Source organism: Jatrophihabitans sp. YIM 134969, from assembly GCF_054456675.1.
Genome location: NZ_JBTJEQ010000075.1, coordinates 1 through 13785 on the forward strand (window position 1 = coordinate 1; position 13785 = coordinate 13785).

General features: G+C 72.9%; 17 protein-coding genes and 1 pseudogene. 14 read left to right on the top strand and 4 right to left on the bottom strand.

Features of this window, described 5'->3' with window-relative positions; genetic code table 11:
* Both ACXR2U_RS22895 and ACXR2U_RS22900 read left to right on the top strand, forming a co-directional pair.
* A partial coding sequence (locus tag ACXR2U_RS22895) for a helix-turn-helix transcriptional regulator (protein WP_458827406.1) occupies positions 1–1546 on the top strand: 1546 nt, incomplete at its 5' end.
* Positions 1543–2169, top strand: coding sequence for a helix-turn-helix domain-containing protein (locus ACXR2U_RS22900; RefSeq protein ID WP_458827407.1), 627 nt, complete (start codon positions 1543–1545; stop codon positions 2167–2169). The genes ACXR2U_RS22895 and ACXR2U_RS22900, both read left to right, overlap by 4 nt.
* A 16-nt stretch (positions 2170–2185) precedes the next feature.
* On the opposite strand, the gene ACXR2U_RS22905 is transcribed toward ACXR2U_RS22900, so the two are convergent.
* The gene (locus tag ACXR2U_RS22905; protein WP_458827408.1) at positions 2186–2680 is read right to left on the bottom strand and encodes an RrF2 family transcriptional regulator; all 495 of its coding nucleotides are present in this window, start codon (positions 2678–2680) and stop codon (positions 2186–2188) included.
* Positions 2681–2906: 226 nt separating this feature from the next.
* Between ACXR2U_RS22905 and ACXR2U_RS22910 the strand changes: the two genes are divergently transcribed.
* The 11 genes from ACXR2U_RS22910 to ACXR2U_RS22960 are packed head-to-tail and all read left to right on the top strand — an operon-like array spanning position 2907 to position 12032.
* The gene (locus ACXR2U_RS22910) at positions 2907–3938 is read left to right on the top strand and encodes an extracellular solute-binding protein (RefSeq protein ID WP_458827409.1); all 1032 of its coding nucleotides are present in this window, start codon (positions 2907–2909) and stop codon (positions 3936–3938) included.
* Positions 3935–4810 carry a sulfate ABC transporter permease subunit CysT gene (gene cysT, locus ACXR2U_RS22915; protein WP_458827410.1) on the top strand — a complete coding sequence of 292 codons (876 nt, stop codon included), beginning with the start codon at positions 3935–3937 and terminating at the stop codon, positions 4808–4810. The genes ACXR2U_RS22910 and cysT overlap by 4 nt, the downstream gene beginning before the upstream one ends.
* Positions 4803–5732, top strand: a complete 930-nt coding sequence (locus ACXR2U_RS22920) for a sulfate ABC transporter permease subunit (protein ID WP_458827411.1) — start codon at positions 4803–4805, stop codon at positions 5730–5732. The genes cysT and ACXR2U_RS22920 overlap by 8 nt, the downstream gene beginning before the upstream one ends.
* Positions 5732–6691, top strand: a complete 960-nt coding sequence (locus ACXR2U_RS22925) for a sulfate/molybdate ABC transporter ATP-binding protein (protein WP_458827412.1) — start codon at positions 5732–5734, stop codon at positions 6689–6691. The genes ACXR2U_RS22920 and ACXR2U_RS22925 overlap by 1 nt, the downstream gene beginning before the upstream one ends.
* A gap of 27 nt (positions 6692–6718) precedes the next feature.
* The gene (locus tag ACXR2U_RS22930) at positions 6719–7309 is read left to right on the top strand and encodes a hypothetical protein (RefSeq protein WP_458827413.1); all 591 of its coding nucleotides are present in this window, start codon (positions 6719–6721) and stop codon (positions 7307–7309) included.
* Positions 7306–7998 (top strand): MazG family protein, encoded by a 693-nt coding sequence (locus ACXR2U_RS22935; RefSeq protein WP_458827414.1) that lies wholly within the window; start codon positions 7306–7308, stop codon positions 7996–7998. The genes ACXR2U_RS22930 and ACXR2U_RS22935 overlap by 4 nt, the downstream gene beginning before the upstream one ends.
* A 41-nt stretch (positions 7999–8039) precedes the next feature.
* Positions 8040–8780: a class I SAM-dependent methyltransferase gene (locus tag ACXR2U_RS22940; RefSeq protein ID WP_458827415.1), complete on the top strand. Its 741-nt coding sequence runs from the start codon at positions 8040–8042 to the stop codon at positions 8778–8780.
* A gap of 51 nt (positions 8781–8831) precedes the next feature.
* Positions 8832–10118, top strand: a complete 1287-nt coding sequence (eno, locus tag ACXR2U_RS22945) for a phosphopyruvate hydratase (RefSeq protein ID WP_458827416.1) — start codon at positions 8832–8834, stop codon at positions 10116–10118.
* Between the two features lie 13 nt (positions 10119–10131).
* Positions 10132–10551 carry an FtsB family cell division protein gene (locus ACXR2U_RS22950; protein WP_458827417.1) on the top strand — a complete coding sequence of 140 codons (420 nt, stop codon included), beginning with the start codon at positions 10132–10134 and terminating at the stop codon, positions 10549–10551.
* Positions 10552–10569: 18 nt separating this feature from the next.
* Complete coding sequence (locus tag ACXR2U_RS22955; protein WP_458827418.1) at positions 10570–11073, top strand: DUF501 domain-containing protein; 504 nt, start codon at positions 10570–10572, stop codon at positions 11071–11073.
* A complete protein-coding gene (locus tag ACXR2U_RS22960) occupies positions 11070–12032 on the top strand; it encodes a Ppx/GppA phosphatase family protein (protein ID WP_458827419.1) in 963 nt (320 codons plus the stop codon). The genes ACXR2U_RS22955 and ACXR2U_RS22960 overlap by 4 nt, the downstream gene beginning before the upstream one ends.
* On the opposite strand, the gene ACXR2U_RS22965 is transcribed toward ACXR2U_RS22960, so the two are convergent.
* The 3 genes from ACXR2U_RS22965 to ACXR2U_RS22975 form a co-directional block, all read right to left on the bottom strand.
* Entirely contained in the window at positions 12029–12259 is a 231-nt protein-coding gene (locus ACXR2U_RS22965; protein ID WP_458827420.1) for a hypothetical protein, read from the bottom strand. The two genes, ACXR2U_RS22960 and ACXR2U_RS22965, sit on opposite strands and share 4 nt — an antisense overlap.
* Before the next feature lie 78 nt (positions 12260–12337).
* Positions 12338–13213, bottom strand: a complete 876-nt coding sequence (locus ACXR2U_RS22970; RefSeq protein ID WP_458827421.1) for an alpha/beta fold hydrolase — start codon at positions 13211–13213, stop codon at positions 12338–12340.
* A gap of 17 nt (positions 13214–13230) precedes the next feature.
* Complete coding sequence (locus ACXR2U_RS22975; RefSeq protein WP_458827422.1) at positions 13231–13650, bottom strand: DUF4235 domain-containing protein; 420 nt, start codon at positions 13648–13650, stop codon at positions 13231–13233.
* A gap of 9 nt (positions 13651–13659) precedes the next feature.
* Here ACXR2U_RS22975 and ACXR2U_RS22980 point away from each other — a divergent pair.
* Positions 13660–13785: pseudogene (locus tag ACXR2U_RS22980) on the top strand (uracil-DNA glycosylase); the annotation flags it as partial.

A 13785-nucleotide genomic window follows, 5' to 3' on the forward strand; every position in this document is an offset into this window, starting at 1 on the left:
CGACGCCGGCCGCTGGCCCGATGTCGCCGTCCTCCCCGAGTCGTCACGGGCGCGGGTGGCGATCGCCCGCCGGTTGTTCCTCACCGCCACGAACCGGCTGCCGGTGGCCGTCCGGGGCCTCACGAGGGCCGCGGCCCTGCTCGTCGAGCACGCGCCGGCCGAAGCGCGCCGCACCCACCTCGAGGCGGCGTACGCCGGGATCTGGGCGGGCGGGGCCGACGCCCACCTGCTCAACGAGTTGGTGACGAGCCTGCCGCGTACCGACCCGGCGGCGCTGCTGGGTGATCCGGACGCCGACGTCGTCGACCTCGTGCTCGCGGGTCTGCGCGTCCGCATCGTCGAGGGGTACGCGGCGGCGGCCCCGCTGCTGCGCCGCGCCGTCGACGCCGTCCGCACCGAGGGCGACGCCAGCGGTGACACCGACAGCGGCACCGACGCCGGCACGAACTGGGGCACCGACGGGCGGGAACCGCTCGCCCGGTCGTTGCCCTCGCTGCCCGTCGAGCTCTGGGACGAGCCCGCCTGGCGACGTGCGGTGACCCAGCAGGTCGACGACGCCCGGGCCCGCGGGGCGCTGACCGTCCTGCCGCCGGCCCTGCGGTCGCTGGCGTGGCACCAGGTCGCCACCGGTGACCTCGCCGGCGCCGACCTGTCGGTCGCCGAGGCCGACGCCGTCGCCGACGCCACCGGAGCGGCGCACTCCCCGGCGACCGACCTCGTCGTGGCGGCCTGGCGCGGCGACGACGACCGGGCGGACACGCTGGCGGAGCTCGTCCGCGAGCCCGACGCGGCGGGCCGGCGCCCCCTCGCCTACGTCGCCGACCACGCCGACGCGGTCCGCCACAACGCCGCCGGCCGCGGCGCCGCCGCCCTGGCCTGCTCCTGGCCGGTCTTCCTCCGCGACCACGTGCCGTCGGGTCCGCTGGTCGTGTCCGAGGTGGTCGACGCCGCGTCGCGCACGGGGGACCGCGACGTGCTCACCACCGTCGGTCGCTGGCTCGCCGAACGGGAGACGTCCACCCCGGGCGACTGGGTCGAGGGCGTCGCCGAGCGGGTGCGGGCCCTGCTCGCGGACGACGACCGTGCCGAGGCCCACCACCTGGGGTCCGTGGAACGGTTGGACCGCACCGCCTTGCGCATCGAGCAGGCGCGGTCCCGGTTGGCGTACGGCGAGTGGCTGCGCCGCCGCGGACGCCGAGCCGACGCCCGCCGCGTGCTCGCGGCGGCGCTGGCGCAGTTCGAGGCGATCGGTGCGGTCGGGTTCGCGGGGCGGGCCAGGCGGGAGTTCGACGCGACCGGTCACGCCGGCGCCCGCACCCGGACGGCGGCGGCGACGCTGACCGCGCAGGAGTCGCAGATCGCGCTGCTCGCCCGCTCCGGCCTGTCCAACCCCGAGATCGGCGAGCGGCTGTTCATCAGTCGCCGCACCGTGCAGTACCACCTGCGCAAGGTGTTCATCAAGCTCGACATCACCTCCCGCGAGCACCTCGCCCGCGCCTTCGCCGAGGACGTCTCGTCGGTCGGCCCGGTCGGGTCCGGTCGGTGACCCGAGCCGGAGACCGGCCGGCCGCGGACGACGAGCCGGAGAGTCGGCTCGGTGTCCGGCTGCGGCGCGCCCGCCGTGCCGCGTCGCTCACCCTGCGGCAGGTGGGGGAGGCGGCCGGGGTCTCGGAGAGCTTCGTGTCCCAGGTCGAGCGTGGCGTCGCCAACCCCTCGGTGGCCACGGTCAGCCGCCTCGCCGCCGCCCTGGACACCACGGTGGCGGCGCTGTTCACCGGGGCCGCGGGCCCGGCCGAGGTCGACGGGGCGGACGCGCCGGCCGGGCGCGGCGGCACGGTCGTCCGGGCGGCCGAGCGGCGACACCTGACCCGCACGGCGGGCCGGGACGAGGACACCCTGGTCACGCCACCGGACGCCCGGACGATGTTGGTGATCACCTCGGTGCTGGGCGCGGGGGAAGGGTCCGGGGACGAGCCCTACGCCCACGCCGCCGAGGAGGAGTGCGTGATCGTGCTCGCGGGGCGGCTGCTGCTCGAGGTCGGGACGACGCGGCACGACCTCGCGACCGGTGACTCGGTGCTGTTCGACCCGTCCGTGCCGCACGCCTACCGCAACCCGGGGCCGGAGCCCGCGACGACGCTGTGGATCACCTGCCCGCCGGTCTACTGACCGCGGGGCGTGCGGACTAACGGGGCGCCCAGGCGTCGTCGGCCTGGACCATGGCCGCGACCGGCGCCGGCAGCGACCCGTCGAGCACGTCGGCCACCGAGGTCTCGTCCAGCACCTCGCGCAGCGCGTGGCGCACGGCCACCCACACCTCGGGCAGGTGCTCGGCGGCGCCGGAGTACGAGGTCTCGTGCGGGCGCAGCCCCCGGACCTCGGCGAGCGGGCCGTCGACCGCGCGCAGGACCGCGCCGAGCGTGATCTCGTCGGCAGGTCGGGCGAGGCCGTAGCCGCCGTTGCCGCCCCGGCGGGTCCGCACGATGCCCGCGCGGCGCAGGTCGCCGAGGATGCCCTCGAGGAACTTGCGGGGCAGGCCCTGCTCCTCGCAGATGACGCCGATCTTCACGACCGGCTCCTCGACCACCCCGTCCGACGAGGAGGTCGCGAGCAGGGCCTCGTGGTGGGCGAGGCTCAGCACGGCCCGCACCGCGTAGTCGGACTTGGCCGTGATGTGCACGCGGTCATCCTGGCAGAACACTCCCGCGCGGCGACCCGAACGCGACGCGAACCCGGACAGAACGGGGAACCCGGGCAGCCGATCCGGGCCGAGCTGACGGAACGGGGTCACGGACGCCTCCCGGTCGTCTACGATTCCCACCGGCTTCACCAGTCCGACCAACTCCACGTGTTCGATCGACTCGATCACCTACCGCGGCCACGCCGCCGACCCCCTGGAGCAACCCGTGCCCCGTGCCTCCCACCGCACCCGCCTCCGCGCCCTGGTCGCGGTCGCCGCCGCGACCGTCGTGGCCACGACGCTCGCCGCGTGTGGCGGCGGTTCCGACGGCGGCAGCGGCGGCGGCGGATCGCTGTCGATCGTCGGCTACTCGATCGCCAAGGGCTCCTACGACGCCCTCGAGAAGGGCTTCCAGGGCACCGACGCCGGCAAGGGCGTCACGTTCACCAGTTCATTCGGCGCGAGTGGCGACCAGAGCCGCGCGGTGCAGAACGGTCAGAAGGCCGACCTCGTCAACTTCTCGATCGAGCCCGACATGACCCGCCTGGTGCCCGACCTGGTCGCCGACGACTGGAACGCCGGTGACACCAAGGGGATCATCTCCGAGACCGCCGTCGTCATCGTCGTCCGGCCGGGCAACCCCAAGGGCATCAAGGGCTGGGACGACCTCATCAAGAGCGGGGTCGGGGTCGTCACCCCCGACCCGGGTTCCTCGGGATCGGCGAAGTGGAACATCCTCGCCGCGTACGCCCACGCCGCGCTCGCGAGCGGCAGCGAGGACCAGGCCGCCGGCGAGGACTACCTGAAGAAGCTCTACGCCAACATCGTCAGCAAGCCCGAGAGCGGCTCGAAGGCCACCCAGACGTTCCTGTCCGGCACCGGCGACGTCCTGCTCTCCTACGAGGCCGAGGCCATCGCGACCAAGGCCAAGGGTCAGGACCTCGACTACATCGTCCCGAGCGACACCCTGTCGATCCAGACGCCGGGTGCGGTCACCAAGGACAGCGGCGACACCGCCAAGGCGTTCCTCGACTACTGCCTCTCGGCCGACGGCCAGAAGATCTTCGGTGAGAACGGCTTCCGTCCGATGGGCGGCGCCACCGTCACGAACGTCCAGGGTGCGAACGACCCGGCCAACCCGTACCCGGCCATCGAGACCCTCCACACCGTCGACGACCTCGGTGGTTGGGGCACGGTCGACGACAAGTTCTTCGGCGACGACGGCATCGTCACGAAGATCGCCGCCGCCAGCTCATGACCGCAGTGGTGCCCACCGGCGCCGTCGCCGCCGCCCCGACCCCCCGCCGGGGTCGGGGCGGCGGTGCGGGACCGGACGACTCCGGCGCGGTCCGCCTCACCCCGTGGGCGGGCACCGGCCTCGGGGTCGCTGTCATCTGGATGAGCCTGCTGGTGCTCATCCCGCTCGCGGCGGTCGTCGCCAAGGCGGCCGGCCTGGGGGTGTCCGGGTTCTGGGACGCCGTGACCAGCAACGACGCCGTCTCGGCGATCACGCTCACGGTCGGCGCCTCGGCGGCGGTGACCGTCGTCAACGCCGTGTTCGGCACGCTCATCGCCTGGGTGCTCGCCCGTGACACGTTCCCCGGACGCCGGGTGCTCGAGACCGTCATCGACATCCCGTTCGCGCTGCCGACCATCGTCGCGGGGCTCGTCATGCTGACCCTCTACGGCGAGGACAGCCCGATCGGCCTCGACCTCGCCGGCACCCGCCCGGGCGTCGTCGTGGCCTTGCTGTTCGTGACGCTGCCGTTCGTGGTCCGCACCGTGCAGCCCGTCCTCGAGGTCCTCGACCGCGAGGCGGAGCTCGCGGCGACCTCGCTGGGCGCCAGCGGCTTCACCGTGTTCCGGCGCATCGTGCTGCCGGCGATCCTGCCCGCGGTGCTCTCGGGTTCGGCCCTCGCCTTCGCCCGGGCGCTCGGTGAGTACGGGTCGGTGGTCCTGATCGCGGCCGGCGTGCAGAAGACCCAGGTCGCGTCGATGTTCGTCTACAACCGGATCCAGGTCGACAAGCTCGGCGACGCCGCGGCCGTCTCCACCGTGCTGCTGGTCATCGCCGTCGTCGTCATCCTCGCCATGGGCGCGCTGCAGAAGTGGGTGGCCCGCCGTGGCTGAGACCCAGGTCGTCCTCGCCAAGAGTGGCGGGGCCGAGCCCGTCGTGCCGCCGCCACCGGAGGAGGCTCCCCGGGCCGCAGCGCCCAAACCGGTCCGCAGGCCGTCCGGTCGTCGTCCGAGCCGCTACACGTTGCGCACCATCGCGGTGCTCTACGTGGCGGTGCTCGTGCTCGTCCCGCTCGGCGTCATCGTCTACCGCACCTTCGACCAGGGGCTGGGGCAGTTCGTCGACCTCTTCCAGGACCCGGCGGCCGTGCACGCCTTCACCCTCACCGGTGAGGTCGCCGGGCTCGCGGTGCTCATCAACCTGGTCTTCGGGTTGGGCGTGTCCATGCTGCTCGCCCGGTACCGCTTCCCCGGGCGTCGCCTGCTCGACGTCCTCATCGACGTCCCGGTGTCGATCTCGCCGATCATCGTGGGCCTCGCGCTCGTGCTGGTCTACGGCAACACCACCGGGTGGTTCGGGCCCGTCCTCCGCGACATCGGCTTCCAGGTCATCTTCGCGACGCCGGGCATGGTCCTCGCCACGGCGTTCGTCTCGCTGCCGCTGGTCGTCCGCGAGGTGCTGCCCGTCCTGCGCGAGATCGGCACCGACCAGGAGGTCGCGGCCCGCTCCCTCGGCGCGAACGCGCTGCAGATCTTCGGGCGCATCACCTTCCCGGCGATCCGGGCCGCCTTGCTCTACGGGGTCGTGCTCTCGATCGCCCGCAGCCTGGGTGAGTTCGGGGCGGTGCGGGTCGTGTCCGGCAGCATCGTCGGCCAGACCCAGACCGTCACGCTCCTCGTCGAGGAGCGGGCCGAGCAGTTCGAACCCGGCGCCTACCAGGCGTCACTGCTGCTCATCGCCGTGGCCGTGCTCGCGATGGTCATCGTGGGCGTCTTCCAGCACCGTGGCCAGAAGAAGACCCGAGGAGACCACTGATGGGTGTCGAGGCCCGCAACATCGTCAAGACCTTCGGCGCGTTCACCGCGCTCGACGACGTCGACCTCTCGGTCGGCGACGGCAAGCTGACCGCGCTGCTCGGACCGAGCGGTGGCGGCAAGTCCACGCTGCTGCGCATCATCGGCGGGCTCGACCAGGCCGACTCCGGCCGGGTCGAGATCAACGGCGTCGACGCCACGGGCACCCCGGCGCGCAAACGCAACGTGGGGTTCGTGTTCCAGCACTACGCGGCGTTCACGCACATGTCGGTGCGCAAGAACGTGGCGTTCGGGCTCGAGGTCCGCAAGCGTCCCAAGGCCGAGGTGCGCGCCAAGGTCGACGAGCTGTTGTCGCTGGTGCACCTGGAGCAGTTCGCCGACCGGCTGCCCTCGCAGCTCTCGGGCGGGCAGCGCCAGCGCATGGCCCTGGCCCGCGCGCTCGCGGTCGAGCCCAAGCTGCTGCTGCTCGACGAGCCGTTCGGCGCCCTGGACGCCAACGTCCGCAAGGAGTTGCGCGAGTGGCTGCGGCGCCTGCACGACGAGGTGCACGTGACCACGATCTTCGTCACCCACGACCAGGAGGAGGCGCTCGAGGTCTCCGACGAGCTGGTCGTCATCAACGGCGGCCGGGTCGAACAGGTCGGCGGCCCCATCGCGCTCTACGACAAGCCCCAGAACGAGTTCGTCATGCGGTTCCTCGGCCCGGTCACCAAGCTCGGCGACCGGCTGGTGCGCCCGCACGACCTCGTGCTGTCGCCGACGCCGCTCGAGGGTGCCCGGGCGGGCGTCGTCGAGCGGGTGCAGCACATCGGTCACGAGGTGCGCCTCGACGTCGACGTCGACGGCGACACCGTCACGGTGCGCATGACCCGCGGTCGGTCCGAGGGACTGCAGCTCGAGCCGGGTGCCCGGCTCTGGGTCCGGCCCACCGAGGGCGCCTCGACGCTGCGCGCGGCCTGACCCGGGGCGCCCGGTAACCTGCGAACCGTGACGTCAGTGCTGCGGAGCTTCCTCGCGCTCCTCGCGGTCCTCGGCCTCGTGTTCGGGTTGTCGGCCTGCCGTGTCCAGCCCGGCGCGGCCGCGTTCGTGGGCGACGACAAGATCAGCGAGTCCGACCTCGAGGGTTACCTGCTCGACGGCGGACCGACGCAGCCGGCGCAGGCCGGGCAGCCCTCGGCCCGCGAGTACGCGCTGACCTACCTGATCCGCCTCGAGCTGTACCGCGACTACTTTCAGCGCGCGGGCATCGACGCCGGCACCAGCGCGGTCGACGCCGCGCGGACCAAGGTCACCACCGGCCAGGAGCAGGCCATCGCGCAGCTGCCCGAGCAGGCCGCGGAGCTGGGCCTGACCCCGAAGTTCGTGGACCTGCTCATCGACTTCGCCGCCTTCCAGGGTCTCGCCGGGGAGAGCGCGGGTTCCACCGACGCCGCCGCCATCACGGCGAAGGTCAACGACGGTGCGCCCCGCGTCGAGCTCTCGCCGCGGTACGGCAAGTGGGCCTCGGAGCAGGAGTCGGTCACCCCCGATTCCACCGTGCCCGACTACCTCCAGCTCGAGCCCGCGACCTCCGCGTGAGCCGTCCGGCGGGCGAGGCGTTGCTCGCCGCCGCGGCCGTCATGGACCGGTTGCGGTCGCCCGGCGGGTGCCCCTGGGACGCCGAGCAGACCCACGCGTCCCTCGCGCCGTACCTGGTCGAGGAGACCTACGAGACTCTCGACGCGCTCGAGGCCGGCGATCTCGACGCCCTGCGGGAAGAACTCGGCGACGTCCTGCTCCAGGTGCTGTTCCACGCGCGCATCGCGGCCGAAACCCCCGTGGCGGACGGCGGATTCGACATCGACGACGTCGCGCAGGGGCTGGTCGACAAGATGACCCGACGCCACCCGCACGTCTTCGCCGACGGCGACGCCGCCACCGCCGACGACGTCGCCCGCAACTGGGAGCAGCTCAAGCAGGCCGAGAAGGCCCGCTCCTCGGTCACCGAGGGCATCGCGTCCGGCCAGCCCGCACTCGCCTGGGCCGCCGCGCTCCACCGCCGCGCCCGCCGCACGCCCGCCACCGCCGCCGTGCCGGCCCCGGCCCCGGTCGCGTCCGCGGACGACGCCGCCGCCGCGGTCATCGGGGCCGACCTGTTCGAGATCGTCGGCCGCGCTGTTGCACAGGGCGTCGATCCTGAATCGGCGCTGCGCGCCACGGCCCGCACCTACCGCGAGGCGCTGCTCGCGGCCGAGGCCACCGCGTCGGACGAGGCCTCCCCGCGGTAAACGGTTTGCGACGGTCGTCCGTGGCGATGGACGGTAGGTCCGTGACCCGACCCGACCTGTTCGCCGGCGACGTCGCCGAGCACTACGACGCCGACTGCGCCGCCGTCTCCACCCCCGACGTGCTCGGGCCGACCGTCGACCTGCTCGCCGACCTCGCCGGATCCGGCCCGGTCCTGGAGTTCGCGATCGGTACCGGGCGGGTCGCGCTGCCCCTGCGCGAACGGGTCGAGGTCCACGGCATCGAGTACTCCGCCGACATGCTCGCGCAGCTGCGGTCCAAGGCCGGCGCCGACCGCATCCGCGCGTACGAGGGCGACATGGCGACGCTGCGGGTGCCGGGCGAGTTCTCCCTCGTCTACCTGGTGTTCAACACGATCGGCAACCTCACGACCCAGGACGACCAGGTCGCCTGCTTCGCCAACGCCGCCGCACACCTGGCCCCGGGTGGGCGGTTCCTCGTCGAGGTGGGCGTCCCGGAGCTGCAGCGGCTGCCGTACGGCGAGCGGTACGTGCCGTTCGACGTCAGCGAGGGTCACCTCGGCTTCGACGAGTACGACCTGGTCGAGCAGGGACTGATCTCGCACCACGTCACCTTCGACGCCGACGGCACCACGCGCCGGGGATCGCCCGCGTTCCGGTACGTGTGGCCGTCGGAACTGGATCTCATGGCCCGGCTGGCCGGGCTGACCCGGGAACACCGGTGGGCGGGCTTCGACACCTCGCCGTTCACCGCGACCAGCCGCCAGCACGTCTCCGTCTGGCGGAAGATCCCCGCCCGATAGGCTCTGCCGCGTTGCTCGACCGCTGCTGTGCCCTTGGAGAGGACGTCACCCGTGGCCATCATCGAGGCCGTCGCCGCCCGCGAGATCCTGGATTCGCGCGGCAACCCCACCGTCGAGGTCGAGATCGGACTCGACGACGGCACCGCCGCCCGGGCGGCCGTCCCGAGCGGTGCCTCCACCGGGGCGTTCGAGGCCGTCGAGAAGCGCGACGGTGACCCGAAGCGCTACGGCGGCAAGGGTGTGCAGCAGGCCGTCGACGCCATCGTGGAGTCGATCGCGCCGGAGCTGGTGGGATACGAGGCGTCCGAGCAGCGGCTCGTCGACGCCCGCCTCATCGAGCTCGACGGCACCCCCGACAAGAGCCAGTTCGGCGCGAACGCCATCCTCGGCGTCTCCCTCGCCGTGGCCAAGGCCGCGGCCGACTCCGCCGAGCTGCCGCTGTTCCGCTACGTCGGCGGCCCGAACGCCTACCTGCTGCCGGTCCCGATGATGAACATCATCAACGGTGGCGCCCACGCCGACTCCAACGTCGACGTCCAGGAGTTCATGATCGCGCCGATCGGCCCGTCGACCTTCGCCGACGCCCTGCGCTGCGGCTCCGAGGTGTACCAGTCGCTGAAGTCGGTGCTGAAGAAGAAGGGCCTGTCGACCGGTCTCGGTGACGAGGGCGGGTTCGCCCCGAACCTCGACGGCACCAAGGCCGCGCTGGACCTCATCGCCGAGGCGATCGAGGGGGCCGGCTACAAGACGGGGGTCGACGTCGCGCTGGCGCTCGACGTCGCCGCCACGGAGTTCTTCGCCGACGGCGCCTACGCCTTCGAGGGCAGCAAGCGCACCGGCGCCGAGATGGTCGCCTTCTACACCGAGCTGGTCGACTCCTACCCGATCGTCTCGATCGAGGACCCGCTCGCCGAGGACGACTGGGACACCTGGGTCGAGCTCACCATGGCCCTCGACGACAAGGTGCAGCTGGTCGGCGACGACCTGTTCGTCACCAACCCCGAGCGGCTCGCCAAGGGCATCGAACTCGGCGCGGCCAACGCGCTGCTGGTGAAGGTCAACCAGATCGGCACGCTGACCGAGACCCTCGACGCCGTCGACCTCGCCCACCGCCACGGTTACCGCTGCATGATGAGCCACCGTTCCGGCGAGACCGAGGACACCACGATCGCCGATCTCGCGGTCGCGGTGAACTGCGGCCAGATCAAGTCCGGTGCCCCGGCCCGCACCGACCGCGTGGCGAAGTACAACCAGCTGCTGCGCATCGAGGACGAGCTGGACGACGCCGCGCGCTACGCCGGGGCGACCGCCTTCCCGCGGTTCACGGTCGAGGGCTGAGACACTCCGGGGCGTGTCTGTCGCTCGTCTGTTCCGTCGTCGCCGGGTCGCGGCCGGAGGCCTCACCGGCCGCGCGCTGATGCTCGGCCTGGTCGTCCTGTTCGCGGTCGTCGTGCTCGCGTCGCCGTTGCACCGCTACCTCGTGGCGCGCGGCGAGTTGTCCCAGGCCAAGGCCGACCGGGCGGCGAGCCAGGCGCAGTTGGCGCAGCTGCAGGACGAACGCGCCCGCTGGAACGACCCCGCCTACGTCGAGCAGCAGGCCCGCGAGCGGCTGCAGTACGCCAAGCCGGGCGAGACGGTCTACGTGGTGGTGCGCCCGGGCGACGAGGACGACGAGACCCGCTCCACCGCGCCGTCGACCAGCACCGTGGTCGGCGATTCGTGGAGTGCTCGGATGTGGAACAGCGTCCAGGCGGCCGACGACAGTCGATGAGCCGTCGATGAGCTGCGTGTGACAACCGAGCCTGCGACCGACCGCGACCGTGCGGTGGTCGCCGAGCAGTTGGGCCGCGTACCCCGCGCCATGCGGGCGGTGGCGCACCGGTGCCCCTGCGGGCTGCCCGACGTCGTGGAGTCCAACCCTCGCACCGTCGACGGCGTCCCGTTCCCGACGACGTTCTACCTCACCTGCCCGCGGGCCGCTTCGGAGATCGGCCGGCTGGAGTCGACGGGCATCATGCGGGTGATGACCGAGCGGGTGCAGGACGAGCCCGACCTCAGGCGGGAGTACGCCGAGGCGCACGAGGCGTACCTCGCGCACCGCGCCACGCTCGGCGACGTCCCGGAGATCGAGGGCGTCTCGGCCGGGGGCATGCCGAACCGGGTGAAGTGCCTGCACGCCTTGGTGGGGCACGCGCTGGCCGCGGGTCCCGGGGTGAACCCGATCGGCGACGAAGCGCTCGGCGTGCTCGCGCCGTGGTGGACCAACGGACCATGCGTGGAGACGGATTCATGACCGTTGCAGCCGGCATCGATTGCGGGACCAACTCGATCCGCCTGCTGGTGGCCGACGTCGCGGCCGACGGCTCGCTCGTCGACCTCACCCGCGAGATGCAGATCGTCCGGCTCGGCCAGGGGGTCGACGCCACCGGCCGGCTCGCCCCCGAGGCCATCGGGCGCACCCGCGTGGCGCTCGCGGGCTACCGGGCCACCATCGACCGCCTCGGGGCGACGGCGGTGCGCATGGTCGCCACGTCCGCCACGCGCGACGCCGCCAACCGCGACGACTTCGTCGAGGTCGTCCGCACCACCCTCGGCGCCGATCCCGAGGTCATCACGGGGTTGGAGGAGGCGTCGCTGTCGTTCCGCGGCGCGGCGGCGGGGCTCGGTGCCCGCGTGCAGCGCCCGGCGCTCGACGACCCCGCCACCGACCTGCTGGTCATCGACCTCGGCGGCGGGTCGACCGAACTGGTCCGTGGCCGGGTCGGTGCGCCCGAGGCGGTGGCGGCCTACTCGATGGACGTGGGCTGTGTGCGGATGACCGAGCGGCACCTGGTGTCCGACCCGCCCACCGCCGCGGAGATCGCCGCGGTCGAGGCCGACGTCAACGCCGCGATCGACCGGGCCACGCTCGACGTCGACCTCACCGGGGCCACGGCCGTCGTCGGCGTCGCTGGGACCGTCACCACGGTCGCGGCCATCGCGCTCGACGTGCCGCGCTACGACCCCGACGTCCTCGACGGCGCTGTGGTGTCCGCCGCCGAGGTCGACCAGGTCGCCGAGTTGCTGCTGGGCATGACCCGCGAACAGCGCGCGGCGATCCCGTCGATGCACCCGGGTCGGGTCGACATCATCGGTGCCGGCGCACTGGTCCTGCGTTGCATCATGCAACGGATCGGGGCGGCAGAGCTCATCGCCAGCGAGCACGACATCCTCGACGGCATCACCGTCTCGGCCGCGCGCCGCTCCGCCTAGGAGACGTCGCGACCCGGGTCGTGGCGCCCGACGATCCGTTCGTGCACCACCGACGTCGCGTACAGCAAGGCGACGCACCCCGCGGCGAGCCAGGTGAACGGCCACACCACCGACATCCGGCGCCGGTCCTCGAAGCACACCATCTCGAAGAACTCGACGTTCGCGGTCAGCCAGAGGGTCGCGACCACGCCGGCGGCGTAGACGACGAGACCCACCAGCCACGGCATCGCCCCATCCTGGCAAATTCTGTGTACTCCTGCGCTCTGTCGCCGCAGGAAGACACAGAATCCGGCCGTTCCCGGCGGTCAGACCACCTCGTGGCGGCGCAGGAACTCGGTGACGATCTCGGCGAAGCGCTCGGGGTGCGAACGGTGCGGGGCGTGTCCGGCTCCCTCGATGACGGCGACCTCGCCGTGCGCGAGCTCGGCCGCCCGGTAGGCGTGGTCGACCGGGATGATCGGGTCGTCGGCGCCCCAGACGAACAGGGTCGGGATCTCCTGCGCCAGGTGCAGTTTCCCCAGCGCGATGTTGCGTTGCCCGGTGTGGTCGATGACGCCGCGCAGGGTGTTCTTGAAGGCGTCGCGCGCGCCGGGCTGACCGAGGTCGGTGAGCACCCGGCCGGCGTTCGCGAGCACCCACGCCCGGCGGTCGGCGCCCTGGTGCAGCGCCCGGCGGCGCACGGCGGCGATCGACCCGACCACCGGCCGGGTGGTCGCGAGCCCCATCGCCGGCACCACCCCCGGCAGCGAGGCGAGGCGCAGCCACGGCGAGATCCGCCGCCCGAGTCCACCCGCGGCGACCAGCACGAGGGCGTCGCACCGGCCGGGGTACTGGTACTGGAAGGCCATCGCCACCCCACCGCCGAGCGAGTGGCCGACGAGCACGATCCGGTCGTGGCCCCGGGCGTCGAGCAGGTCGCGCAGGTGGTTGGTGTGCGCGCCGACGGAGTAGTCCGTGCGCGGCTTGGCCGAACGGCCGTGACCCATCAGGTCGGGGGCGATGACGTCGGCGTACTCGGCGAACGCCGGCATGACCGGTTCCCAGCTCACCGACGAGTCGATGATGCCGTGCATGAGCACCATCGTCGGGGCGTGCGGCGTGTCCACCGGACGCATGCGGCGCAGGTGCAGGTGGTACCGGTCGAGCGGGACGTCCTCGTGCTCGATGCGGGGCGCGGACACCGTCGGGTCGGGTGCGGTCAGGACGCGAACGACTTGACGCGCTTCTTCGCCGACTTCGCGTAGGTCGCGGCGTCGCGCTTGCGGATCGCCGCCGCCCGCTGGCGCGGCGACAGCTTCGCGGCCTTCGCCTTCTCCTTCTCGGCCGCCTCGCGCAGCTTGCGCTGGTCGGGGGTCTCGCCGCCGCCGAAGGTCCGCCAGATCTCGGCCGCGCCGCGCTGGGCGACCAACTCGCCCACGGCGAACCCGACGCCGGTCAGTCCGGCGTAGAGGATGGCGTCGACCCACTTGGCGTCGGGGTCGGCGGCGGTGCGGGGCGGGTTGCCCGGACGGCTCTTGGCCCAGACCGACTGCACGGTGTCGCGCAGGGTCGACGCCACCGGTCGGCTGATCGCGAGGACCAGCAGCTTCCAGACGATGTTCCCGACCACCTTCGGCATGGCCCCATCATGGCAGGCTCACCACCCGTGACCGCCCCGCAGCCGTTCGCCCGGCCCGGGAGCGGCTGGCCGGGCGACCCCGCCACGCCCCGCACGCCGGTCGCGCACGACGCGGCCGACGTCGCCCGCCTGGCC